This window comes from Pseudomonas pudica (assembly GCF_015680405.1).
Lineage (GTDB): Bacteria > Pseudomonadota > Gammaproteobacteria > Pseudomonadales > Pseudomonadaceae > Aquipseudomonas > Aquipseudomonas pudica.
Genome location: NZ_JADLJS010000008.1, coordinates 56,362 through 78,072, shown reverse-complemented (window position 1 = coordinate 78,072; position 21,711 = coordinate 56,362). Strand labels below are relative to the sequence as shown.

Genomic DNA, 21,711 nt, shown 5'->3' with positions numbered 1-21,711 from the left:
GGCACGATCTAAGAGTTGCGTTGTTGATTGCGAAAAATTTGCTGTTACATGACCCGCATCGGCTGCGACATAAAGTCCCGTGGAGCCTTGCAAGGCGCGCGCGGGCAGCGCCAGAATGCTGCGTATCTGCCCCGCCGAAGTAAGGAAACCCAATGCCCGATCCTGTCGCTGCGCGCCTGCGTCTCGCGCCTGAAGCCCTGACCCGGCGTTTCTCCCCCGAGCAGTTTGCCTTTACCAATACCGACGATCTGGAGCCGTTTCGCGGAGTCCTGGGCCAGGAGCGTGCTGTCGAGGCCCTGCAGTTCGGCGTGGCCATGCCGCGCCCTGGTTACAATGTGTACGTGATGGGCGAGCCTGGTACCGGCCGCTTCTCGTTCGTCAAGCGCTACCTCAAGGCCGAGGGCAAGCGCCAGCAGACCCCGGCCGACTGGGTTTACGTCAACCACTTCGATGACACCCGTGAGCCCCGCGCGCTGGAATTGCCGTCCGGCAGCGCCGGGGCGTTCATCGCGGACATGAACGGGCTGATCGACAACCTGTTGTCGACCTTCCCGGCGGTGTTCGAGCACCCGTCGTACCAGCAGAAGAAGGGCGCCATCGACCGCGCCTTCAACCAGCGTTACGACCGCGCCCTAGATGTGATCGAGCGCGCCTCGCTGGAAAAGGACGTGGCCTTGTACCGTGACGCCAGCAACGTCGCCTTCACGCCGATGGCCGACGGCAAGGCGTTGGACGAAGCCGAATTCGCCCAGTTGCCAGAGGAGGTGCGCGAGCAGTTCCACGAGGATATCGCCCTGCTCGAGGAGCGCCTGAACGAAGAGCTGGCCAGCCTGCCGCAATGGAAACGCGAGTCGAACAACCAACTGCGCCAGCTCAACGAAGAAACCATCACCCTGGCCCTGCAACCGTTGCTGGCGCCGCTGTCGGAGAAGTACGCCGAGAACGCCGCGGTTTGCGCCTACCTGCAGTCGGTGCAGTTGAACCTGCTGCGTACCGTGGTCGAGCAACTGGTCGATGACAGCAAGACCGACGCGGCCGCGCGCAAGCTGCTGGAAGAGCAGTACGCCCCAAGCCTGGTGGTCGGCCACCACGCCGACGGCGGTGCGCCGGTGGTGTTCGAGCCGCACCCGACTTACGACAACCTGTTTGGCCGTATCGAATACAGCACCGACCAGGGTGCGCTGTACACCTCGTACCGCCAGCTGCGCCCGGGGGCGCTGCACCGCGCCAACGGCGGCTTCCTGATTCTGGAAGCCGAGAAGATGCTGGGCGAGCCGTTCGTCTGGGACGCGCTCAAGCGTGCGCTGCAGTCGCGCAAGTTGAAGATGGAGTCGCCACTGGGCGAGCTGGGCCGGGTGGCTACCGTCAGCCTGACGCCGCAGATGATCCCGCTGAACATCAAGCTGGTCATCATCGGCTCGCGTCAGCTGTATTACGCGCTGCAGGACCACGACCCGGACTTCCAGGAGATGTTCCGGGTGCTGGTGGACTTCGACGAAGACATGCCCATGGTCGACGAGAACCTGGAGCAGTTTGCCCAGTTGTTGCGTACCCGCACCAATGAAGAAGGCATGGCGCCACTGACCAGTGACGCGGTGGCGCGTCTGGCTACCTACAGCGCCCGCCTGGCGGAAAACCAGTCGCGCCTGTCGGCGCGTATCGGCGACCTGTTCCAGTTGGTCAGCGAAGCCGATTTCATCCGCCAGCTGGCCAGTGACGAAATGACCGACGCCGGGCACATCGAGCGTGCGCTCAAGGCCAAGGCCACCCGCACCGGGCGTGTTTCGCAGCGGGTGCTGGACGACATGCTCGCCGGCATCATCCTGATCGACACCGAAGGCGCGGCCATCGGCAAGTGCAACGGCCTGACCGTGCTCGAAGTGGGCGATTCGGCGTTCGGCATGCCGGCGCGTATCTCCGCCACCGTGTACCCGGGTGGCAGCGGTATCGTCGACATCGAGCGTGAGGTCAACCTAGGCCAGCCGATCCACTCCAAGGGGGTGATGATCCTCACCGGCTACCTGGGCAGCCGCTATGCCCAGGAGTTCCCGCTGGCGATCTCGGCGAGCATCGCCCTGGAACAGTCCTACGGCTATGTGGACGGTGACAGCGCCTCGCTGGGTGAAGCCTGCACGCTGATTTCGGCATTGTCGCGCACGCCGCTCAAGCAGTGCTTCGCCATCACTGGCTCGATCAACCAGTTTGGTGAAGTGCAGGCAGTGGGTGGGGTCAACGAGAAGATCGAGGGCTTCTTCCGCCTGTGCGAGGCGCGTGGCCTGACCGGTGAGCAGGGGGTGATCATCCCGCGTGCCAACGTTGCCACGCTGATGCTCGACGAGCGCGTGCTTCAGGCGGTGGAGAATGGCATGTTCCACGTGTACGCGGTCAGCCAGGCCGACGAGGCGTTGAGCCTGCTGGTGGGCGAGGAGGCCGGTGTGCTGGATGACAAGGGTCAGTTCACCGAAGGCAGCGTCAACGCCCGGGTGGTGGAGCGCCTGCGCGAGATCGCCGAGATGATTGGCGAGGAAGAAATCGAGAAGGCGGAGAAAGAACGCCTGGAAGAGGTGATTGCCCAGGCCAAGCCTGCCTGAGTCAATAAACCGGCGCTGGCGGCGATGTGCTACCGTTCAGCGCCGGTTTTCCATCTTTCTTTACCGTTCTTCTATGCTGGAACTTAAGGACGGTATCAGCGTTCAGGATGGAGACAGCCTGAATTTCAGGCTGAACAAGGCTTATTGGAGGGGGCGCGGCCATGCGCAATCTCAGCCTCACTCGCCAGTGCCTGGGCCTGGTGACCCGCATCGAATGCAGCATCCGTCCGCTGGCCGGGGACAACGGCATGTGGACGCTGCTGTTTGCCGCCGGCATGGCCGGCGAACAACCGTCCGCGATCAAGGCACAAGGGCCGTTCCATGGGCCGCTGGTGGCCGAATCGGTGCTCAATGCCATTGTCGACAGCCTGACCTTGCATGGGTACCAGGTGGCCGAGGATCCGCAGATCTGGTGTTTGCATTTGCAGGCGCAGTTGCGGCGGATCAATGGTGAGCGGTGTCGGAACCTGGGGGATTACCAGTTTCATCCTGAGACCTGAGTAACTTTTACTGGCCTCATCGCCGGCAAGCCAGCTCCCACAGGTAAAGCAATGGCCACAGGTCGGTGATCAACCTGTGGGAGCTGGCTTGCCGGCGATTGGGCTGCAAAGCAGCCCCGATTCACCGGGCTTTTGCTGTAACAGGTGGCTGGCTATACTCGCCGTCGCTTTTTTAGTCACCTGATGAGTCCCGACACTCCATGGAACGTATCCTCGAAAACGCGATGTATGCCTCGCGCTGGCTGCTCGCCCCCATCTACTTCGGCCTGTCCCTCGGCCTGCTGGCCCTGGCGCTGAAATTCTTCCAGGAAGTGGTCCACGTCCTGCCCAACGTCTTCGCCCTCAGCGAAGCCGACCTGATCCTGGTGATCCTGTCGCTGATCGACATGTCGCTGGTGGGTGGCCTGCTGGTGATGGTGATGATCTCCGGCTACGAGAACTTCGTTTCGCAACTGGACATCGACGAGAGCAAGGAAAAGCTCAACTGGCTGGGCAAGATGGACTCTTCGTCGCTGAAGATGAAGGTTGCCGCGTCGATCGTGGCCATTTCGTCCATCCACCTGCTGCGGGTGTTCATGGACGCACAGAACATCTCCACCGATTACCTGATGTGGTACGTGATCATCCACATGACCTTCGTGGTCTCGGCATTCTGCATGGGCTACCTGGACAAGCTGACCAAGCACTGAGCCTTTCAGGCCTCTTCGCAATCCCTGTGGAAGCGGGCAAGCCCGCGAAGAGGCCGGCACGGTCCACCTGACGAGCGGCGTCGGTCATGCCTTGTGCATTCGCCCTTTCTGTACAAAAAATGAGCTCTCATGCGTGGTTCCCATCGCGAGGTGCTCTCATGAACCTGCATCAGCTCAACACCGAGGCCAGGGCTGGCCATGTCGACGAACTGAACCTGATCGCCATCGAAGGCGGGGACTACCTGCTAGAGGCCCGGATCAAAGGCCACCCCCACCCCCTGTCCGATGCCCGTGGTGAACGCTTGCGCGTGCATTCGGTGGAGGATGCGCGCAAGTTGCTGCAAACCATCCCCATGGTCTCGATGAACCTGGTGCACTGGTCGGTACAGGACGAAATGTGCGGCATGGGCACGCACCCGGAAGAAGACTTGAAGGTGCCGATTTCCCAGCGCTCGGCCTGGTAGCTGCTCGCAGCGCCCCAGTGTGCTAGGCTGCTCGCCCTTTTCATCAAGGGCGCGGCTTCACTGCGCCCTGCAGTGGAGCACGACAATGTCCGAACTCAACCTGTCCACCGACGAAACTCGCGTCAGCTACGGCATCGGCCGTCAGCTGGGCGGCCAACTGCGCGACAACCCGCCACCAGGCGTCAGCCTGGAAGCCATCCTGGCCGGCCTGACCGACGCCTTCAATGGCGCCGACAGCCGCGTCAGCGAAGCCGACCTGTCGGCCAGCTTCAAGGTCATCCGCGACGTGATGCAAGCCGAAGCAGCTGCCAAGGCTGAAGCCGCTGCTGCCGCTGGCAAGGCATTCCTGGTCGAGAACGCCAAGCGTGACGGCATCACCACCCTGGCTTCGGGCCTGCAGTTCGAAGTACTGACCGCAGGTGAAGGCGCCAAGCCGACCCGCGAAGACAACGTGCGCACCCACTACCACGGCACCCTGATCGACGGCACTGTGTTCGACAGCTCCTACGACCGTGGTCAGCCGGCTGAATTCCCGGTAGGTGGTGTGATCGCTGGCTGGACCGAAGCCCTGCAGTTGATGAACGCTGGCAGCAAATGGCGCCTTTACGTGCCGAGCGAGCTGGCCTACGGCGCCCAAGGCGTTGGCAGCATCCCGCCGCACAGCGTGCTGGTGTTCGACGTCGAGCTGCTCGACGTTCTGTAATGCCGCTGGGGCCGCTTTGCGGCCCATTCGCGACACAAGGCCGCTCCTACAGGGGAACGCATGCACCTGCAGGAGCGGCCTTGTGTCGCGACCGAGGGCGAAGCCCTCGCCAGTTCCGTCAGTTCCAGTCTGTTCCCCCGGGGCGCAACGCCCGCGCATAGCAAAATAGAAACAGATTCCGCACCAGCTCCTTGAGCACCCCAGGTTCACTCGAATTCAGCCCGCTCATGTCCAGGTCTCCCTGGTCACGCAGCTCGTCGAGCGCTTCTTCTTCAAGCACCGCGCACACTTCGCCGGTTTCCCGATGAAGGATGCGCAGGTAAGGGTGAGGGCGGTCCAGCCAGGCGTCGATCAGATAAGTCATGGCTATTCTCCTTGGAAAGCAGTTCCAATGAGAATAATTCTTATTATCTTAATAGCAAGCGCCAATTGGCGGTTTTATGGAAAATCAGACCTTGCGCACGAACTCGGACTTCAGCTTCATGGCACCGATGCCGTCGATCTTGCAGTCGATGTCGTGATCGCCGTCGCACAGGCGGATGTTCTTGACCTTGGTGCCGACCTTGACCACCAGGGACGAGCCCTTGACCTTGAGGTCCTTGATCACGGTGACGGTGTCGCCGTCCTGCAGGATGTTGCCGACCGAGTCCTTCTTCACCACCTCGTCGCTGGCCGCTTCGGCGTCGCCGCTGGCCGACCACTCGTGGGCACATTCAGGGCAGATCAGCTGAGTGCCATCCTCATAGGTGTATTCGGAGTTGCATTTCGGGCAGGGTGGCAGAGTGCTCACTTCGGTTCCTCAAACAAACAGACGGGCGGTTAAAAACCCGAATTGTATAAGGTATTTTTTCAGAAGTGATTATGTCCGGACAAAAGCATTCGCGGGCTTGCCCGCTCCCACAGGGTCTGCGCTACCTTTGAGGCTTGCGCGGTCCCTGTGGGAGCGGGCAAGCCCGCGAAGAATACGACTCGGTCTATCAGTGAGTACGCGCGACCGCAAACTCGCTCAGCTCGACCAGCGCATCACGATATTCGCTGGCCGGCAGCACTTCCAGGCACTGGGTCGCACGCTTCACATAGTCACGCGCCAGCTCCGCCGTGTACTTCAGTGCACCCGACTCTTCTACCGCCACGCGAATCTGCTCCAGGTCTTCCAGGCCGCCCTTCTGGATCGCCTGGCGCACCAGCGCAGCCTGTTCGGCGGTGCCTTCGCGCATGGTGTAGATCAGCGGCAGGGTAGGCTTGCCTTCGGCCAAGTCGTCGCCGACGTTCTTGCCCAGGGTCTGCGAATCGCCCTTGTAGTCCAGCAGGTCGTCGACCAGCTGGAACGCCACGCCCAGGTGGTCACCAAAGGTACGCAGGGCCTCGCGCTGTTCGTCGGTGGCTTCGGCCAGCGCGGCGGCGCTGTGGGTCGAAGCTTCGAACAGCATTGCGGTCTTGCCGCGGATGACCTCCATATAGACTTCCTCGGTGGTGCTGGCGTCGCGTACCCGCGACAGTTGCAGCACTTCACCTTCGGCAATCACCCGGGTGGCCTTGGACAGAATCTGCATGACCGGCATCGAGCCCAGTTCGACCATCATCTCGAACGAACGCGAATAGAGGAAGTCGCCCACCAGCACGCTTGGTGCGTTGCCCCACAGGGCATTGGCGGTGGAGCGGCCACGGCGCATGCCAGACATGTCGACCACGTCGTCGTGCAGCAGGGTAGCGGTGTGCAGGAATTCGATGGTGGCAGCCAGCAGGCGCAGGTCGTCGCCTTCGCGGCCCAGGGCCTTGCCACACAGCAGCACCAGCAGGGGGCGCAGGCGCTTGCCACCGGCGGACGTGATATAGTCGCCGATCTTCGATACCAGCGGCACGCGCGAGGTCAGCTGCTTCTTGATGATCTCGTCGACGGCGCTGAAATCATCAGCCACCGCGCGGTAGAAGGATTGGGGTTGCATCGGCTGCTCCAGTGAGGTTGCGCGGCATGCTAGGTCGCGGGTCCCGGTGTGTCAAGGCGCGGTGCCAGCGCCCCGGGGGCGGTACTTGCAAGCAAAACCGCGGTTGCGTACAATCGCGCACCCTAACTTCCTGGGCAGCACCTGCCTTACGCAATTGCGCCGGGCCGTTCCAGCCCTGTGCAGCCATGCCAGCCAATACTCATCATATAAAGCGCTGGGTGAGCAGGATTATCGGAGAAATACCATGTCTTACGCAGTAATCGTTACCGGCGGCAAGCAGTACAAAGTCGCTGAAGGTGAATTCCTCAAGATCGAAAAACTGGAAGTCGCCACTGGCGAATCCGTGACCTTCGATCGCGTCCTGCTGGTCGCCAACGGTGAAGAAGTCACCATCGGTGCTCCAGTTGTTGCTGGCGCTAAAGTAGTGGCCGAAGTCGTTTCGCAAGGCCGCCACGACAAGGTTCGCATCATCAAGTTCCGTCGTCGTAAGCACCACATGAAGCGTATGGGCCACCGCCAGTGGTTCACCGAGATCAAAATCACCGGTATCCAGGCTTAATCCCCTAGATCCCCTGAATTTATTTGGAGAATTGAACCATGGCTCACAAGAAGGCTGGTGGTAGTACTCGTAACGGTCGCGACTCAGAATCGAAACGCCTTGGCGTGAAGATGTATGGCGGCCAGGCTATCAAGCCAGGCAACATCATCGTCCGTCAGCGCGGCACCGAATTCCACGCTGGCTACGGCGTTGGCATGGGCAAGGATCACACCTTGTTCGCCAAGATCGAAGGCGTGATCAAGTTCGAGAAGAAAGGCGAGTTCATGCGCCGTTACGTGAGCATCGTCGCCGCTTAATCGCGACGTCGCTCCAGAAGCCCCGTCATGCGACGGGGCTTTTTCGTTTGTGGTGAGCCTCTTGCAAAGCTGTTTGTATGGGCTGCCGGCGTGGGTTTCTACGGTCGTACGGGGCCGCCGCGCTCATTTTTGCAAGAGCCTCAGGTTTTTCAGGTATTCAACTCGCCAACAGGCGAGAGGCGGTTTTGAATGAAGTTTGTTGACGAAGTATCCATTCGGGTCAAGGCCGGTGACGGTGGCAACGGTTGCATGAGCTTCCGTCGCGAGAAGTTCATCGAAAACGGTGGCCCCAACGGTGGTGACGGTGGCGACGGTGGTTCGGTGTACATGATCGCCGACGAAAACCTCAACACCCTGGTCGACTATCGCTACACCCGTCATCACGAGGCCCAGCGTGGCGCCAACGGCGGCAGCACCGACTGCACCGGCAAGAAAGGCGACGACCTGTTCCTGCGTGTGCCGGTCGGTACCACAGTGATCGACGCCTCCACACAGGAAGTGATCGGTGACCTGGTCACCCCGGGCCAGAAGCTGATGGTCGCCCAAGGTGGCTGGCACGGCCTGGGCAACACCCGTTTCAAGTCCAGCACCAACCGTGCGCCGCGCCAGACCACCCCGGGCAAGCCGGGTGAGCAGCGCGACCTGAAGATGGAAATGAAAGTGCTGGCCGACGTCGGCCTGCTGGGCCTGCCGAATGCTGGCAAGAGCACCTTCATTCGTTCGGTTTCGGCCGCCAAGCCGAAAGTGGCCGACTACCCGTTCACCACCCTGGTGCCCAACCTGGGCGTGGTCAGCGTCGACCGCTGGAAGAGCTTCGTCATCGCCGACATTCCCGGCCTGATCGAAGGTGCTTCCGAAGGCGCCGGCCTGGGTATCCGCTTCCTCAAGCACCTGGCGCGTACCCGCGTGCTGCTGCATCTGGTGGACATGGCGCCGCTGGATGAAAGCAGCCCGGCCGATGCCGCCGAGGTCATCGTCAACGAGCTGACCCGCTTCAGCCCGTCGCTGGCCGAGCGTGAACGCTGGCTGGTGCTTAACAAGGCCGACATGGTCATGGACGACGAGCGCGACGAGCGGGTCAAGGAAGTGGTCGAGCGCCTGCAGTGGGAAGGCCCGGTCTACGTGATCTCGGCCATCTCCAAGCAGGGCACCGAAAAGCTCAGCCACGACCTGATGCGCTACCTCGAAGACCGCGCCGACCGCCTGGCCAACGACCCGGCCTACGCCGAAGAGTTGGCCGACCTCGACCAGCGCATCGAAGACGAAGCCCGTGCCCAGCTGCAGGCCCTGGACGATGCCCGTACCCTGCGCCGTACCGGCGTCAAGAGCGTGCACGACATCGGCGACGATGACGGTTGGGACGATGATTTCGAGGACGACGAAGACGGCCCGGAAATCATTTACGTGCGCGACTGACCGGTTGCAGTACACTAAACGCCGCTCTTTGGAGCGGCGTTTTTGTATCCACGGTATCTACAGATTCGACATAGGTTGGAAGAAGATGCGAAGCAAGGTGACGGGCGCCAAGCGCTGGGTCGTGAAGATTGGCAGTGCTCTGCTGACCGCCGATGGCAAAGGCCTCGACCGCGGTGCCATGGCCGTTTGGGTCGAGCAGATGGTCGCGCTGCGTGAGGCAGGCGTGGAGTTGGTACTGGTCTCCTCCGGGGCCGTGGCTGCCGGCATGAGCCAGCTGGGCTGGACGTCGCGACCGAGTGCGATGAACGAGCTGCAGGCGGCTGCCTCGATCGGCCAGATGCGCCTGGTGCAGGCCTGGGAGTCGAGCTTCGGCGAGCACGGCAAGCACACCGCGCAGATCCTGCTGACCCATGACGACCTGTCCGACCGCAAGCGCTACCTGAACGCCCGCAGCACCCTGCGCACGCTGGTCGACCTGGGCGTGGTGCCGGTGATCAACGAAAACGATACCGTGGTTACCGACGAGATCCGCTTCGGCGACAACGACACCCTGGCGGCGCTGGTGGCCAACCTGGTCGAGGCCGACCTGTTGGTGATCCTCACCGACCGCGATGGCATGTTCGACGCCGACCCACGCAACAACCCCGAAGCCCAGCTGATCTACGAGGCCCGCGCCGACGACCCGGCACTGGACGCGGTGGCCGGCGGTACCGGTGGCGCTCTGGGCCGTGGCGGCATGCAGACCAAGCTGCGCGCCGCGCGCCTGGCAGCCCGTTCCGGTGCCCATACCATCATCATCGGTGGCCGCATCGAGCGCGTGCTGGATCGCCTCAAGGCTGGCGAACGCCTGGGTACCTTGCTGTCGCCCGAGCGCGGCATGCTTGCGGCACGCAAGCAGTGGCTCGCCGGTCACCTGCAGACCCGTGGCACCCTGGTGCTGGATGCCGGTGCCGTGCAGGCGCTGCGCCAGGCCAACAAGAGCCTGCTGCCGGTTGGCGTGAAAACCGTGCAGGGCAGCTTCCGTCGTGGCGAGATGGTGGTGTGCGTCGGCCCGGACGGCCTTGAAGTGGCGCGCGGCCTGGCCAACTACAGCGCCCTGGAAGCGCAGAAGATCATTGGCCAGCCGTCGGATACCATCGAAAGCATCCTGGGCTATATCGCGGAGCCTGAACTGGTGCACCGCGACAACCTGGTTCTGGTCTGAGGGCGGGCACGTGCTGAAAAGGATGATTGCCGTGGCGGCACTGGCGTTGCCGATGCTGGCCGGGGCCGAGGAAATCGGCCAAGTGTCCACCGTGTTCAAGTTCCTCGGGCCGAATGATCGTATTGTGGTCGAGGCGTTCGATGACCCCAAGGTCGAGGGCGTGACCTGCTACCTGTCACGGGCCAAGACTGGTGGCGTGAAGGGTGGGTTGGGCCTGGCGGAAGATCGGGCGGAGGCATCGATTGCCTGTCGTCAGGTCGGGCCGATCAGCTTCAAGGGTGAGCTGAAGGATGGCGAGGAAGTTTTCAAGGAGCGCACCTCGCTGGTGTTCAAGACCATGCAGGTAGTGCGCTTTTTGGACAAGAAGCGCAATACGCTGGTGTACCTGGTGTACAGCGACCGCATGATCGAAGGCAGCCCGCAGAATGCGGTGACAGCGATTCCGATTCTGCCTTGGGGGCATTGATAGCCTGACAGATCGCCGGGAGGCCTTTGGCCTCCATCGCCGGCAAGCCAGCTCCCACAGGTACAGTGTAGGCCTCGGGGCTTGTGCAATACCTGTGGGAGCTGGCTTGCCGGCGAAAGGGCCGCAAAGCGGCCCCAATTACCTCAGGCCAATTCCTCGGCCTGATGATCCTCACGCACAACCGCCTTCACCTCATCCCGACGGCTGATGAACTTCCAGTCCGCCTCGTCGATGTAGATGCCATTCGGCCCGCTGCCACCTTCCAGGTCGATCGCCACGCGCGCAGACACCTGCGGCTTCACGCTCGCCAGGATCGGGACGAAGCCCAGCTGCAGGCTGGTTTCCAGCAGCGCAGCCTGGTTGCGTTCGTCGATGTCCGCCGCTTCGTCCAGGTAGTACGGCAGGCGGATGCGCCCGGCCAGGTCGCGGTCCATCAGGTGCAGCAACAGGTACATGTTGGTCAGCGCCTTGATGGTCATGGTGGTGCCGTTGGATGCCGCGCCGTCAATGTCGGCGTGGATCACCGGCTGGCCGTTGACCTTGGTGATCTCGAACGCCAGCTCGAACAGGTCCTTCAGGCCCAGCTGGTTGTGGTTGGCCGCCACCAGCCGTGCCAGGTATTCCTTGGCCTCTTCGTTCTTGTTGTCCTGCTCGGCGCTCTGGGTCAGGTCGAATACCGACAGGGTTTCGCCTTCTTCGTATTGACCGGCGCTGTGGATGATCTGGTCGATGTGCTTGAGCGCTTCCTTGTTCGGCGCCAGCACCACGCGGAAGCTCTCCAGGTTGGATACCTGGCGCCTGTTGATCTCGCGGTTGAACAGGGCCAGCTGGTGCTCGAGGCTGTCGTAGTCGCTGCGGATGTTGCGCAAGGTCCGGGCGATGTCGGTGACCGCGGCGCGGCGGGCCTTGGCCAAGGTCAGGGCTTCGTCGGTGCGGTGCGCATAGGCGTTCACCAGCAGCTGCAGGCGGCGTTCCATGTCGTCTTCGCTGTCGAACTTGGCCACGCCTTTCAGGCGCACCTGGGCGTACAGCGCCTCGATCTGGTTGTCCACCCGCTGAAGGCTCTGCCAGCTGTCCTGGTAGTCGTTGAGCAGCGGCAGCAGGTTGTCCATCGAGTCGTCGATGGCTTCCATGTACGGCGTGCCATAGGGCAGGTCGGCCGGCAGCAGCTGGCGACGGCGCAGGGCGTCTTCCAAGGTGCGCTGCTTGGCCTCGAGGTCGCCGATCTGTCGGCCGACCAGTTGCAGCTTGGCCGACAGTTGCTGGACTCGTTCGGTGAAGGCGTCGCTGGAGCGCTTGAGTTCATCCTGGGCGGCTTCGAGCTGCGACAGCTGTTCCAGTTTCTCGGGTTCTTCGGCGGCCAGGGTTTCGCTGCGGCGGAAGTCTTCCAGCGCCTTCTGCGCGTCCAGTACTTCCTGGTACAGGGCTTCGGTCTGCGCCTTGGAGGCGGAGCGGTCGGCGGCTACGGCTTGCTGGGTCTTGAGCTGCTTCAGCTCTTTTTCCAGGCGCTCTTTCTGGTCACGCAGGGCGGCGCGGTCGGCCAGGGCCTGCAGTGCCGGTGGGTCGATGTGCGAAAGGTCGATGGACAGGCCCGGGGCTTCGAAGCGTTCGCCCTTGAAGCCATCGAGCACCGCTTCCAGCGATTTTACCCACAGGTCGCTGTCGTCCAGTTCGATACCGCGGTCACCCAGCGGCAGGCTGAACAGTGCGCCGTTGAACAGGCGCATCAGGCGGTCGACGTCCTGCTGCGAGAACTCTTCGCGCAGGCGGGCATAGCTGTTGTTGTCGGCGTGGTCGAGCTGTTGCTTGACCTGCTTCAGGCGCTTTTCCAGGTCGCGGACGCGTTCGTCCAGGTCTTCGGCGCTGAACTGCCGCGACTGGGCGAGGGCGCCAGCCAGTTCGTCGTGGGCGTCCTTGGCTGCCAGCAGTTGCTGCTCCAGCACCTTGACGTCATCGACCAGGGCGAAGCGGTGCTTGAGCACCGACAGCTCGCCCAGCCAGCGCTGGATACCGGTGATTTCACGCTCCAGGCGCATCAGCTCCTGGGTGCCGCCACGCTGGTCGTTCTGCAGGCGGTCCTGTTCGCCACGGTAGTGTTCGGCCTGGATCACCAGCTCTTCCTTGCGAGCCATGGCGTATTCCTGCCAAGTGCCCAGCAGGGTGTCGAGCACTGGCGAAATGCGGTGCAGCTTGCCGCGCAGGATGTCGCGCTGGGCCACACCACCGGCCAGGGCCTCGACCAGCGGGCCGGCGGCGACCAGGGCGTTGTAGTCCTGTTCCATGCGGCGCACGTCGCGGAAGGCTTCCTCACAGGCGGCGATGTAGTCGACGCTGCCGGAGCGCAGGCTGTGCTCGAAGGCGTCGAGGAACAGCTGCTTGAGCTTGGCGGCGGTGATTTCGCGCATGTGCAGCAGGTTGATGAACAACGCGCGGAAGGTTTTCAGGCTTTGTTCGCTGGTCGAGCGCAGCGGGATCATGGTCAGGTCCAGCGGCACCGAGGTGTGGCCACCAACCAGCAGACGACGCAGTTCGTCCGGCTTCAGCTCGTAGGCCTTGATACCCAGGCGCTCGAGGTTGGTGAACAGCTCTTTCTGGCGCAGGCAGGTGTCGTTCTTCTGATAGTGGGTCAGGTCCAGTTCGCCCTTGTAGGCAAAGAACTGGTGGCCGAAGCCGCCGCCCGGGCCGCGGCCGACAACGCCGATGACGTGCGGGCCGTGGGGCAGGCTCAGTTCGCAGAGAATGTACGAGGTGTCGCTGGCGAAGTAGAAGCGGCGCGACTGCTCGAGGCTGTACTTGCCGAAGCTCATGTCCGACATGCGCGCCAGGATCGGGAACTGCAGGGCGTTGATCGACGCCGATTTACCCAGGTTGTTGGCACCGTAGACCGACAGCGGCTGTTCCAGTGGGAAAAGGCCAAGGCTGTAGCCGGCGGTGTTGAGCAGTGCGAAGCGGCGGATGCCGTAGCGTTCCTGGCTCATGCGTCAATCTCCTGTTGCTCTTCGCGGATGGCCCGGGCCAGGGCTTCCTCTTCGCTTTCCTCGCCCTCGAACGGGCTGAGGTCGAGCGGGTCGTCGGTGCGGTTGAGTTCTTCGGGGCTTTCTTCCTCGACCAGTACCGGGGTCGGCAGCGGCAGGTCGCTGTGCAGGGTGGCTGCCAGGTCGCGGTCCTGCTGCACGGCCAGGCACACGTCGAGGAAGCGATGCATAGGCGGCAGGAAGCGGTAGATGCCGCCTTCCTCGAAGGCGAAGCCGAGCTGTGTCATGCGGCGCAGGATTTTTTCTTCCAGCTCGTCCACGGTCTGCACTTCGGCCTGCAGGAACAGGTCGCGGTACTTGTCCAGCAGCGATGGCAGTTCGTCACGGCCGATGCTGCCGCCATCGAGCACGGCCATCGGGTCGCGGCCCTGGTCGGCCAGGTGTTCGACCAGGATGAAGGTGAACAGCGACAGGCGCTGCGCGGTCTTGTTGACCTGCGCGGCGGTCATGTCCGGCACGAAGTAGTAGAAGCCACGGGTGTCGCACACCAGTTCGAAGCCCAGGGCCTTGAACAGGGTGCGGTACTGGTCCTGGAAGTTCGACAGCTGGGCGTACAGCTCGGGGTCGCGGCGGCTGACGTGGAAGCCTTTGAACAGCTCGCGGAAGATCGGCGCGAGCTGGGACAGTTCGGAAAGATCAAGATGCATGGGCTGGGCTCGCGTTGGATTCGGTAGGCGCGCTGGCGGCGTCTTCGCGGCTGGAAGTCAGGGCGAACGAGCGCAGGCTGACCAAGTGTTCCTGGGTGATGTACTCGCGGCGGTCGAGGCGTTCGCGCTTGAAGCGCTTTTCCCGCGACAGGCGCGAGAACCAGTACAGCAGCTCGTCGGTGGCGCCTTCGGGCTCCTGCTCCAGCAGCCAGACCATCAGGTCGGGCAGCGGCAGGGCCTGTTCGCAGCGTTCGGCCATTTCCTTGACCGTGCGCGGTGCACGGGGCAGGGCGCCGGACTGGGTCTTGTGGGCCTTGGGGAAGCGCGCCGGCTTGGGCTCGAAGCGGGCCAGGGCGTAGACATAGGCCTCGACCTGGCTGGCGCTGCCGAGGAAAGTGCTTTGCGGGCGGGTGAACATCGGCATGGCCGCTTGCGGTACGGCGTCGATGCCCTTGCGCCGGATCACCGACAGGGCCAGTGCGGCGCCACGGGTCACGGCGTTGTGCCGGCGGGCTTCCTCACGCAGAGGCAGCAGCAGTTCGCGGGCGTGGCGCAGGGTCAGCTGGGCGCTGGTCTGCATTTCCAGGATGCGCGCGTGGGTGCGCAACAGCATGTCGTCGTCGACCAGGTGGCCCAGGCGCGCCTGTTCGCCCAGCAGCTTCAGCAGCACGGTCTCGACCTTGCGCACGCCCTGTTCGAAGGCACCATCGGCGTTGACCAGCTGGATCATCGGCTCGACGTACTCGTCCCAGGTCGCCAGTACTTCGGCATAGCGCTGGCGCAGCGGGATCTGGCGGTTGCTGGTCTTGGCCCGCTCGGCCACGGCTACCAGTGCCTGCTCGTCGTTGTCGAGCTTCTTCAGTACATCGCGCACGCGCATGTCGAGCAGGCGCAGCTGGCGCGCCAGGTCGTCGCTGTCGCGGTTGTCGAAGGCGTCCTGGATATGCCCGGCCAGGCGCTCCAGATGGCGCAGGTAGGCTTCGATCTCCAGGCACAGGCCCAGCCGGTGTTCGCGGCGCAGGTAGGCGAGGAAATCGTGGATCTGCGCGTTGAGCTCGAAACGGTTCGGGCTCTTGGCCACCGGGACCAGGATATCCAGGCGGATCCACACGTCGAGCAGCTGGGTGATGTCCTGCGGGGTGCTCTCGACCTGCTGGCGTGCCACGTGCTGACGCAATTCGACCAGGCTCAGGGTGCCCTGGTCGAAACGCTCGCACAGCGGCTCGATCAGGGCCCAGTGTTCGGCTAGGGCGCGCAGGACGCGCTTGGGTTCGATCATTGGCTTCGACTCGTTGCCAAGAAAAAGGGGGCGATTGTACTGCATCCGAGGGGGAGGTTTTCACCCCTTGGTCTGTAATGGGGGATAACCTTATGGCGTAAGTGGGTTTGGTTTGATTTTTGTAGTGGCATTCAGACCGAGCGCCGCCCGCGCGGCGCTCGGTCTGATAGGCGCTGCAAAAAACACGGTGTACACGTTAGAATCCCCTATTGCCTTCACCCCTCGGAAACCCGCCCCTTGCTCACCGAACCCCGTCGCCGCGCCTACCTTTCCGCCATGCAAGTGGTGCACTGGCTGCCGCGCGCCGAACTGCCGTTCGCCGCACCGTCGCGGCCCGAGCTGCTGCTGCCGGTGGCGCCGGTCGAGGACCTCGATTTCGACGTAAGGCCGGCACCGGCTGCCAACGAGGCGCCGGCCACTCCCCAGGCCCGCTCTGGCGAGCGGCCCAAAATCGAGATTCCGCGCCCGGGCAGTGCGCCCAAGCCGGCCGCCAAGCCTGCCGAGGCCGAGGAGCAGGCCGCGCCACCGCGCCCGGCCCCGGTGCCACCCCCGCGCTTCTCGTTGCAGTTGCTGCGTGCCGGCAGCTGCCTGCTGCTGGTGGAGTTGGCCACCGGCCAGCCGTTCCAGAGCCGCGACCCGTCGTACCTGCTGCTCAAGGACATGCTGCGCGCCGCCGACCTGCCCGACGCTCCGCAGATCATCGGCGAGCCGGTGCGCTGGCCGCTGCTGGTGCGCGGCAACATGGACCAGGGCCCGGAGGCGGCGCGCGATTTCGTCCAGGGCTTTGTCCAGGCGCGCCTGGAGGACGCCCCGTGCACTTGCCTGTGGCTGGTCGGCCTGCCGGCGCTGCGCTTTGCCGCCAATGTCGACGGCGAAGCCTATTACCAACCCCTGAAGCTCGAGGGCCTGGGCGAAGCCTGGGCCTTGCCGGGCCTTGAACTGTTGATGGACGAGCCGCAGCGCAAGGCGGACGTCTGGAAAGCCATGCGCCAGCTGATGGCGCGCTGGAAGAGCGTTGAATGAGTGACTCGATCAGTTTCCGCCCTATGACCGAGGCGGATCTGGATGCCGTACTTAAGATCGAATATGCCGCGTTCAGTCATCCCTGGACGCGCGGGATTTTTCAGGATGCGCTCAAGTCGTACGAAGTCTGGCTGATGTTCGACGGCCAGCAGCAGGTGGGCCACGGCGTGATCAACGTGATCATCGACGAGGCGCACCTGCTCAACATCACCGTCAAGCCGGAAAATCAGGGCCGCGGCCTGGGCCTGCGCCTGCTCGAGCACCTGATGGCCCGGGCCTACCAGCTCAATGGCCGCGAGTGCTTCCTGGAAGTGCGCGCCAGCAACCAGTCGGCCTATCGTTTGTACGAGCGCTACGGGTTCAACGAAATCGGCCGCCGCCGCGACTATTACCCGGTTGCCGGCGGCCGTGAAGACGCGCTGGTGATGGCCTGCACCCTGCTCGAAGATTGAGCAGGGCGGGCTTCATTCACAGGTCCTGTGGCTGGGCCTCCATCGGCTTGGCCAGGTCGCGCAGGCTTCTGGTCACGCTGCCGGTATTGCATTTGGCTGCGGCCTGCTCTGGCGTGTACTTGCGCACGGTGCGGAAGAACAGTTCGCAGGTCTGTTTCTTCTGCGTCACCTGCCACTTGTTCGAGCAGGCATCCAGCGTCAGCTTGGCGTCGGCCCGCTGATTGCGCCCCATCCCCGCCTGCCAGCAGGCGGCCGTCAGGTCCTGCCCCATCATCTTCAAACCAGCAGCATCGGCTGCATCCTGGTCGCCACCATGGCTGTCCTTGTTAGAGGCATACCAGATGGCACTAGGGTGGTTGGCACCCAGCACCGGCACCTTGGCACCTGGCTGCGGGCTGATGCTGACCAGGCCCAGCACATCTACCTGTGGCCCGTACTGCTGCTGGATCCAGCTGCGTACCGGCGCGCCGAAGGCCACCATCGGCAGGGGCCTGGCGGGGTTTTGCAGAGTCATCTCGCTGACCATGCGCACCTGGTAGTCCTTGAAGTAGCTGTAGGTTTCCTTCAGCGTTTCACCCGCGCTGGCGGGGGCGGCGATGGGAGCGATATCGATGATGGTCTGGTAGGCCGGGGTCTGGCTGGCGTCGACGCCGTTGAATGTCAACAGCTCGGCCCAGCGGTCGGTGGTATTGGAGCGCAGGTAGTCCTGGGCCTGGGTCAGCGAGTAGTCCGGCGGGAAGTGCAGCAGTTCGATGCTGCGGCGATTCTGCAGGGCCATGCCCAGTGGCAGGAACAGATACCAGTCATAGGACCATTTGCCTTCCTCGTTCAGCCGAGTGGCTGCCTGATAGGCAAGATCACCGCTGTCGAGCAGCTTGCGCAGGGGTTTTGCATAGTTGGCGGGTACGCCACTGATGGTTGCGTGCAGGCGATCGTTGTCGCGGCTTACATGTACCTGGGCAGCGGCATGGCCGTCGCGGCGAACGCTTTGGGTCAGATAGTGTTCTACGGTTTGCTCCAGGGTCCAGTCGCGATAACAGATCACGTGGCAGTTGTTGGGGAAGGCGAAAAGGCGGGTGACGCGCTGGGCGTCGCCCAGGTCGATTCGCGCATCGGCGGCTGCAAGGCCGCTGAAGGCCAGGGCGGCAAGGCTCGGTATTGCCATCTTGTGCATGCTTAACTCCTTGTTGGGCGCAGCCGTATTCGGCAGCGTGGCACATACTGTGGCAAGGGGTGCAGGGATGAAAAGAGCTGGATGGCTGCCGCTGGTGCTGGCCATGTTGTGTGCGGTGGCGAAGGCTGATGAGCGTGATGTCTGGTTGTTCGCTCAATGGGCCGGCGACCATCAGACACGGCCATTTCGCGAGATGCTTGTGGATGCCCGCCTTTACGGCATGGTGCCTATCCATCAACTGCTGCGTTCGGCTTCGGACTGGAAGCTGTGCCACGCGTCCCCCTTCGCCGTGCCGCCCACCAGCAACTGGCCCGCGGTGCGCTCGACGCTCTCGCTGATCAAGACGCTCCATGACCAGGGCATCCTGCGCCAGTTCGAGGTGGTTTCGGCCTATCGAGACCCACGCCTGAACGTCTGCGCCGGCGGGGCGGCCAACAGCGCCCATACCCGGGCGTTCGCCGTCGATATCCTGCTACCCGACTGGGCGGACCCCAACCCCCTGTGCCGTTTCTGGCAGCAGTATGGCCAGGCCTGGAACATGGGCCTGGGGCGCTATCCGTCCGGGCGTATTCATCTGGATACCGCGGGTTATCGCACCTGGGGTGGCGACGGCCGTGCAGGTTCGTCGTTCTGTATCAAGCCCAGATGAGCCAGGCAGCTCCTGCATTCGCCCGTCACCCACGTGGCGAAGCGCTGGCGCTTGCCGTCGTCTTCCAGCGGCTTGGGGCTGAGCAGTTGGTATGCCGAGCCATCACGCACAAAGCCGAACGGCGCCTGTAATTGGCCGCTGTCTAGTTCGTCGCGCACCATGAGGGCTGAGGCCATGGCCAGGCCCAGGCCGGCGCTGGCGGCCTGAATCGACAGGTAGAAGTGTTCGTAGTCGCCGCGCTCGGTATGTCGGGCCTGCTGGCCGCTCAGGCGCAGCCAGTTGGGCCAGGCGCCGGGGCGGGTGGCGCTGTGCAGCAGGCGTTGGCCTTCAAGTTGGGTGGGGGCGGCGGGATGGCAGACCGGGCCGATCCATTCGTCGCAGATCTTCTGGTTGTACAGCTGCTTGTCCCAGTGAAAGTCATCGCGGCGAATTGCCAGGTCGACACCAGTGCGGGCGAAGTCCAGTGGCCCGCCTGCGGCCACCAGGTGCAACTGCAGGTCGGGATTGGCGGCATGGAAGCGGGGCAGGCGCGGGATCAGCCAGCGCATGGCGATGGTCGGCTCGCACGACAACACCAGCACGTTGTCGCGGGCCTGTTGCTGCAAGCGCTGCACGGCGCCTTCGAGCTGCTCGAAGATCGCCTGGGTAGTGCCTTGCAAGGCACGGCCGGCAGGGGTGAGGAAAATGGCCCGGTTGCGGCGCTCGAACAACTCCACACCAAGGCTTTCTTCAAGCAGGCGCACCTGGCGGCTGACTGCGCCATGGGTGACGTGCAGGTGCTCGGCGGCGCGCACGAAGCTCTCGGTTTCGGCGGCGATGTCGAAGTAGCGGAAGGCGTTGAGTGGCGGCAGTTTCATGGCATCCCTGTTTGCCTGTGCCGACCTCTTCGCGGGTAAACCCGCTCCCAGAGGAACTTCACAAAGCCTGAGGGCGGCGTATCACTTGTGGGAGCGGGTTTACCCGCGAAGAGGCCGACACAGGTTCTATATATCTGTGAAGAAAACTATCAGATTTGCTTCACTATAAATCGATTTTTCCTGGTCTATAAGCTCTCGATAATTACCTGGTCTGTGCATTTCCATCGCCTATCGAGAGCCACCAGCATGACCGAACTCATCGCCGTCGCACTGTTCACCCTGCTTGCCGTCATCAGCCCCGGTGCCGACTTCGCCATGGTCACCCGAAGCAGTTATGCACAGGGCCGCAAGGCCGGGCTGGCGGCTGCCGTGGGCATTGCCCTGGGAGTGCAGGTGCATGTCCTGTACACGGTGCTGGGCATTGCGGTGATCATCAGCCAGAGCCCGACCCTGTTTATGGGCATGAAAGTGCTGGGCGCGGGTTACCTGGTCTACCTGGGCTACCAGTCGCTGACCAACACCCGGCGCCTAACCCTCGACGGGGCTGCCGCATCCGCCGCCAGCGTAATGCAGGCCCTGCGCACGGGCTTTCTGACCAACGCTCTCAACCCCAAGACCATGCTGTTCGTCATCAGTGCCTTCACTCAGGTGGTACAGCCTGGCAGCTCGCTGGCGCTGGATTTTGCCTACGGCGCTTTCATGTCCGTTGCCCACTGGCTGTGGTTCAGTCTGGTGGCGGTGTTCTTCTCCAGCGCGGCATTGCGCAAGGCGATGATCGAGCGACAGAGGCTGGTGGACAGGGTAATCGGCCTGGCGCTGATCGGGTTGGGCCTGGCTGTGGCGGTGACCGGCATGCGTTGAGGTGGCGATTGCATGTCCAGTAGGGGGCATTTTTTGCAGGCAAAGAAAAAGGGCTTACCTTGCGGTAAGCCCTTCGTCTTGTTTGGTGGCTACACAGGGACTTGAACCCCGGACCCCAGCATTATGAATGCTATGCTCTAACCAACTGAGCTATGTAGCCGATGGCGCGCATTATTCTCTTGAACGGCCCCTCTGTCAACACTCATTTCAAAAAAAATTTGCACGCTTTCAAAAACTTAGCGGCCAGGCCCGCGTTCTGCCGTGTCCAACGGCATGCCGCCGGCTTTCTACTGCCCGATGCGCCAGCCATCGGTGGCCTTGAGGTCGGCTTTCAGTACCGGGCCGATACTTGCGCCATCGAAGGTTACCCGCTCGCCCGCCGACACCATGCGCTGTTCGCCGCGCTGGATGACCATGGCTTTGCCGTTGAGCACCACCAGTTCGTCATGACCAGCATGGCGGGCGACCTGCAGGCGGGTACCAAACACCTGGACGCGCGCATCGCCCACAGTCACTTCCATGGCTCGGCCGTCGAGCATCACTTCAAGGTATACCCGGCCCTGCACCAGCTGCAGCTGGCGCGTGCGGCCGCGCAGGTCGGCGTTAATCGCGCTGGCGCTGCCCAGGTGCAGGGTGGTGCCGTCGGCCAGGCGGATGCTGCGGCGCTCACCTGCATCGGTGTGCAATTCGCTGCCCAGGCGCTGCATCAGCGGCCAGTACAGATAGGCTGCAGCGCCCAGCCCCAGCAGGAATAGCAGTGCCAGCCATCTGCCCAATGGGCTGTGGCGCGTGTTGATCTGCCGCGGGCGGGGGCGGGCAGGCTGCAACTGCTCGGCGGGCGTCGGGCTCATGGGTTCGATCTGCTCGCGTTAGGGGCCGTTTCGCCCAACGATGACGGGG

The 21,711-nt window shown here is 63.2% G+C and carries 22 protein-coding genes, 1 tRNA gene and 1 pseudogene; 14 read left to right on the top strand and 10 right to left on the bottom strand.

The features are described 5' to 3' along the window. Positions 1-152 precede the first annotated feature (152 nt). The 5 genes from IRZ77_RS08710 (at position 153) to IRZ77_RS08690 (ending at position 4,947) form a co-directional block, all read left to right on the top strand. Complete coding sequence (locus tag IRZ77_RS08710) at positions 153-2,591, top strand: Lon protease family protein (RefSeq protein WP_046616150.1); 2,439 nt, start codon at positions 153-155, stop codon at positions 2,589-2,591. Positions 2,592-2,752: 161 nt separating this feature from the next. Continuing rightward, complete coding sequence (locus tag IRZ77_RS08705; RefSeq protein ID WP_003247487.1) at positions 2,753-3,091, top strand: PA4575 family protein; 339 nt, start codon at positions 2,753-2,755, stop codon at positions 3,089-3,091. 200 nt (positions 3,092-3,291) lie between these two features. Further along, on the top strand, positions 3,292-3,780 hold the full coding sequence (locus tag IRZ77_RS08700) for a TIGR00645 family protein (RefSeq protein ID WP_003247486.1): 489 nt from the start codon (positions 3,292-3,294) through the stop codon (positions 3,778-3,780). A 158-nt stretch (positions 3,781-3,938) separates the two neighbouring features. After that, positions 3,939-4,244, top strand: a complete 306-nt coding sequence (locus IRZ77_RS08695; protein ID WP_015268897.1) for a DUF6482 family protein — start codon at positions 3,939-3,941, stop codon at positions 4,242-4,244. Positions 4,245-4,329: 85 nt separating this feature from the next. Continuing rightward, positions 4,330-4,947 carry an FKBP-type peptidyl-prolyl cis-trans isomerase gene (locus IRZ77_RS08690; RefSeq protein ID WP_025337633.1) on the top strand — a complete coding sequence of 206 codons (618 nt, stop codon included), beginning with the start codon at positions 4,330-4,332 and terminating at the stop codon, positions 4,945-4,947. A 118-nt stretch (positions 4,948-5,065) separates the two neighbouring features. Here the strand turns inward: IRZ77_RS08690 and IRZ77_RS08685 are convergent, their stop codons facing one another. From IRZ77_RS08685 to IRZ77_RS08675, 3 genes are all read right to left on the bottom strand, one after another. Next, the gene (locus tag IRZ77_RS08685; protein ID WP_003256316.1) at positions 5,066-5,311 is read right to left on the bottom strand and encodes a PA4570 family protein; all 246 of its coding nucleotides are present in this window, start codon (positions 5,309-5,311) and stop codon (positions 5,066-5,068) included. Positions 5,312-5,395: 84 nt separating this feature from the next. After that, complete coding sequence (locus tag IRZ77_RS08680) at positions 5,396-5,737, bottom strand: zinc ribbon domain-containing protein YjdM (protein WP_009686103.1); 342 nt, start codon at positions 5,735-5,737, stop codon at positions 5,396-5,398. A 187-nt stretch (positions 5,738-5,924) separates the two neighbouring features. Further along, positions 5,925-6,893 (bottom strand): polyprenyl synthetase family protein, encoded by a 969-nt coding sequence (locus IRZ77_RS08675; protein WP_196173280.1) that lies wholly within the window; start codon positions 6,891-6,893, stop codon positions 5,925-5,927. Between the two features lie 244 nt (positions 6,894-7,137). Here IRZ77_RS08675 and rplU point away from each other — a divergent pair, with 244 nt between their 5' ends. The 5 genes from rplU to IRZ77_RS08650 all read left to right on the top strand — a co-directional run bounded on the left by rplU (position 7,138) and on the right by IRZ77_RS08650 (position 10,834). Beyond that, positions 7,138-7,452, top strand: coding sequence for a 50S ribosomal protein L21 (rplU, locus tag IRZ77_RS08670; RefSeq protein WP_003247466.1), 315 nt, complete (start codon positions 7,138-7,140; stop codon positions 7,450-7,452). Between the two features lie 38 nt (positions 7,453-7,490). Continuing rightward, positions 7,491-7,748 (top strand): 50S ribosomal protein L27, encoded by a 258-nt coding sequence (gene rpmA / locus IRZ77_RS08665; RefSeq protein WP_046616804.1) that lies wholly within the window; start codon positions 7,491-7,493, stop codon positions 7,746-7,748. A 189-nt stretch (positions 7,749-7,937) separates the two neighbouring features. Next, positions 7,938-9,164: an Obg family GTPase CgtA gene (gene cgtA, locus IRZ77_RS08660; protein ID WP_046616802.1), complete on the top strand. Its 1,227-nt coding sequence runs from the start codon at positions 7,938-7,940 to the stop codon at positions 9,162-9,164. 85 nt (positions 9,165-9,249) lie between these two features. After that, positions 9,250-10,368, top strand: a complete 1,119-nt coding sequence (proB, locus tag IRZ77_RS08655) for a glutamate 5-kinase (protein ID WP_196173278.1) — start codon at positions 9,250-9,252, stop codon at positions 10,366-10,368. Positions 10,369-10,390: 22 nt separating this feature from the next. Beyond that, positions 10,391-10,834 (top strand): CreA family protein, encoded by a 444-nt coding sequence (locus tag IRZ77_RS08650; RefSeq protein WP_196173341.1) that lies wholly within the window; start codon positions 10,391-10,393, stop codon positions 10,832-10,834. A 143-nt stretch (positions 10,835-10,977) separates the two neighbouring features. On the opposite strand, the gene mksF is transcribed toward IRZ77_RS08650, so the two are convergent. The 3 genes from mksF to mksB are packed head-to-tail and all read right to left on the bottom strand — an operon-like array spanning position 10,978 to position 15,795. After that, positions 10,978-13,812, bottom strand: a complete 2,835-nt coding sequence (gene mksF / locus IRZ77_RS08645; protein WP_196173276.1) for an Mks condensin complex protein MksF — start codon at positions 13,810-13,812, stop codon at positions 10,978-10,980. Further along, positions 13,809-14,516, bottom strand: a complete 708-nt coding sequence (gene mksE, locus IRZ77_RS08640; RefSeq protein WP_013970824.1) for an Mks condensin complex protein MksE — start codon at positions 14,514-14,516, stop codon at positions 13,809-13,811. Before mksE ends, mksF begins: the two co-directional genes overlap by 4 nt. Next, positions 14,506-15,795: an Mks condensin complex protein MksB gene (gene mksB, locus IRZ77_RS08635; RefSeq protein WP_024086237.1), complete on the bottom strand. Its 1,290-nt coding sequence runs from the start codon at positions 15,793-15,795 to the stop codon at positions 14,506-14,508. The genes mksE and mksB overlap by 11 nt, the downstream gene beginning before the upstream one ends. Before the next feature lie 237 nt (positions 15,796-16,032). Between mksB and IRZ77_RS08630 the strand changes: the two genes are divergently transcribed. Next, positions 16,033-16,818, top strand: coding sequence for an energy transducer TonB (locus IRZ77_RS08630; RefSeq protein ID WP_196173274.1), 786 nt, complete (start codon positions 16,033-16,035; stop codon positions 16,816-16,818). Then, a complete protein-coding gene (rimI, locus tag IRZ77_RS08625; RefSeq protein WP_046616794.1) occupies positions 16,815-17,270 on the top strand; it encodes a ribosomal protein S18-alanine N-acetyltransferase in 456 nt (151 codons plus the stop codon). The genes IRZ77_RS08630 and rimI overlap by 4 nt, the downstream gene beginning before the upstream one ends. Before the next feature lie 16 nt (positions 17,271-17,286). On the opposite strand, the gene IRZ77_RS08620 is transcribed toward rimI, so the two are convergent. Then, complete coding sequence (locus IRZ77_RS08620; protein WP_046616793.1) at positions 17,287-18,444, bottom strand: hypothetical protein; 1,158 nt, start codon at positions 18,442-18,444, stop codon at positions 17,287-17,289. 67 nt (positions 18,445-18,511) lie between these two features. On the opposite strand from IRZ77_RS08620, the gene IRZ77_RS08615 reads away from it, so the two are divergent. Next, complete coding sequence (locus tag IRZ77_RS08615) at positions 18,512-19,093, top strand: D-Ala-D-Ala carboxypeptidase family metallohydrolase (RefSeq protein WP_196173271.1); 582 nt, start codon at positions 18,512-18,514, stop codon at positions 19,091-19,093. On the opposite strand, the gene IRZ77_RS08610 is transcribed toward IRZ77_RS08615, so the two are convergent. Beyond that, on the bottom strand, positions 19,033-19,950 hold the full coding sequence (locus IRZ77_RS08610; RefSeq protein WP_196173269.1) for a LysR substrate-binding domain-containing protein: 918 nt from the start codon (positions 19,948-19,950) through the stop codon (positions 19,033-19,035). The two genes, IRZ77_RS08615 and IRZ77_RS08610, sit on opposite strands and share 61 nt — an antisense overlap. A 246-nt stretch (positions 19,951-20,196) precedes the next feature. Here IRZ77_RS08610 and IRZ77_RS08605 point away from each other — a divergent pair, with 246 nt between their 5' ends. After that, entirely contained in the window at positions 20,197-20,811 is a 615-nt protein-coding gene (locus IRZ77_RS08605) for a LysE family translocator (RefSeq protein ID WP_046616788.1), read from the top strand. Positions 20,812-20,894: 83 nt separating this feature from the next. Here the strand turns inward: IRZ77_RS08605 and IRZ77_RS08600 are convergent. Both IRZ77_RS08600 and IRZ77_RS08595 read right to left on the bottom strand, forming a co-directional pair. Further along, a tRNA-Met gene (locus IRZ77_RS08600) sits at positions 20,895-20,971 on the bottom strand. A 130-nt stretch (positions 20,972-21,101) separates the two neighbouring features. Then, positions 21,102-21,644 (bottom strand): annotated as a pseudogene (locus IRZ77_RS08595) (FecR family protein); the annotation flags it as partial. Positions 21,645-21,711 lie beyond the last annotated feature (67 nt).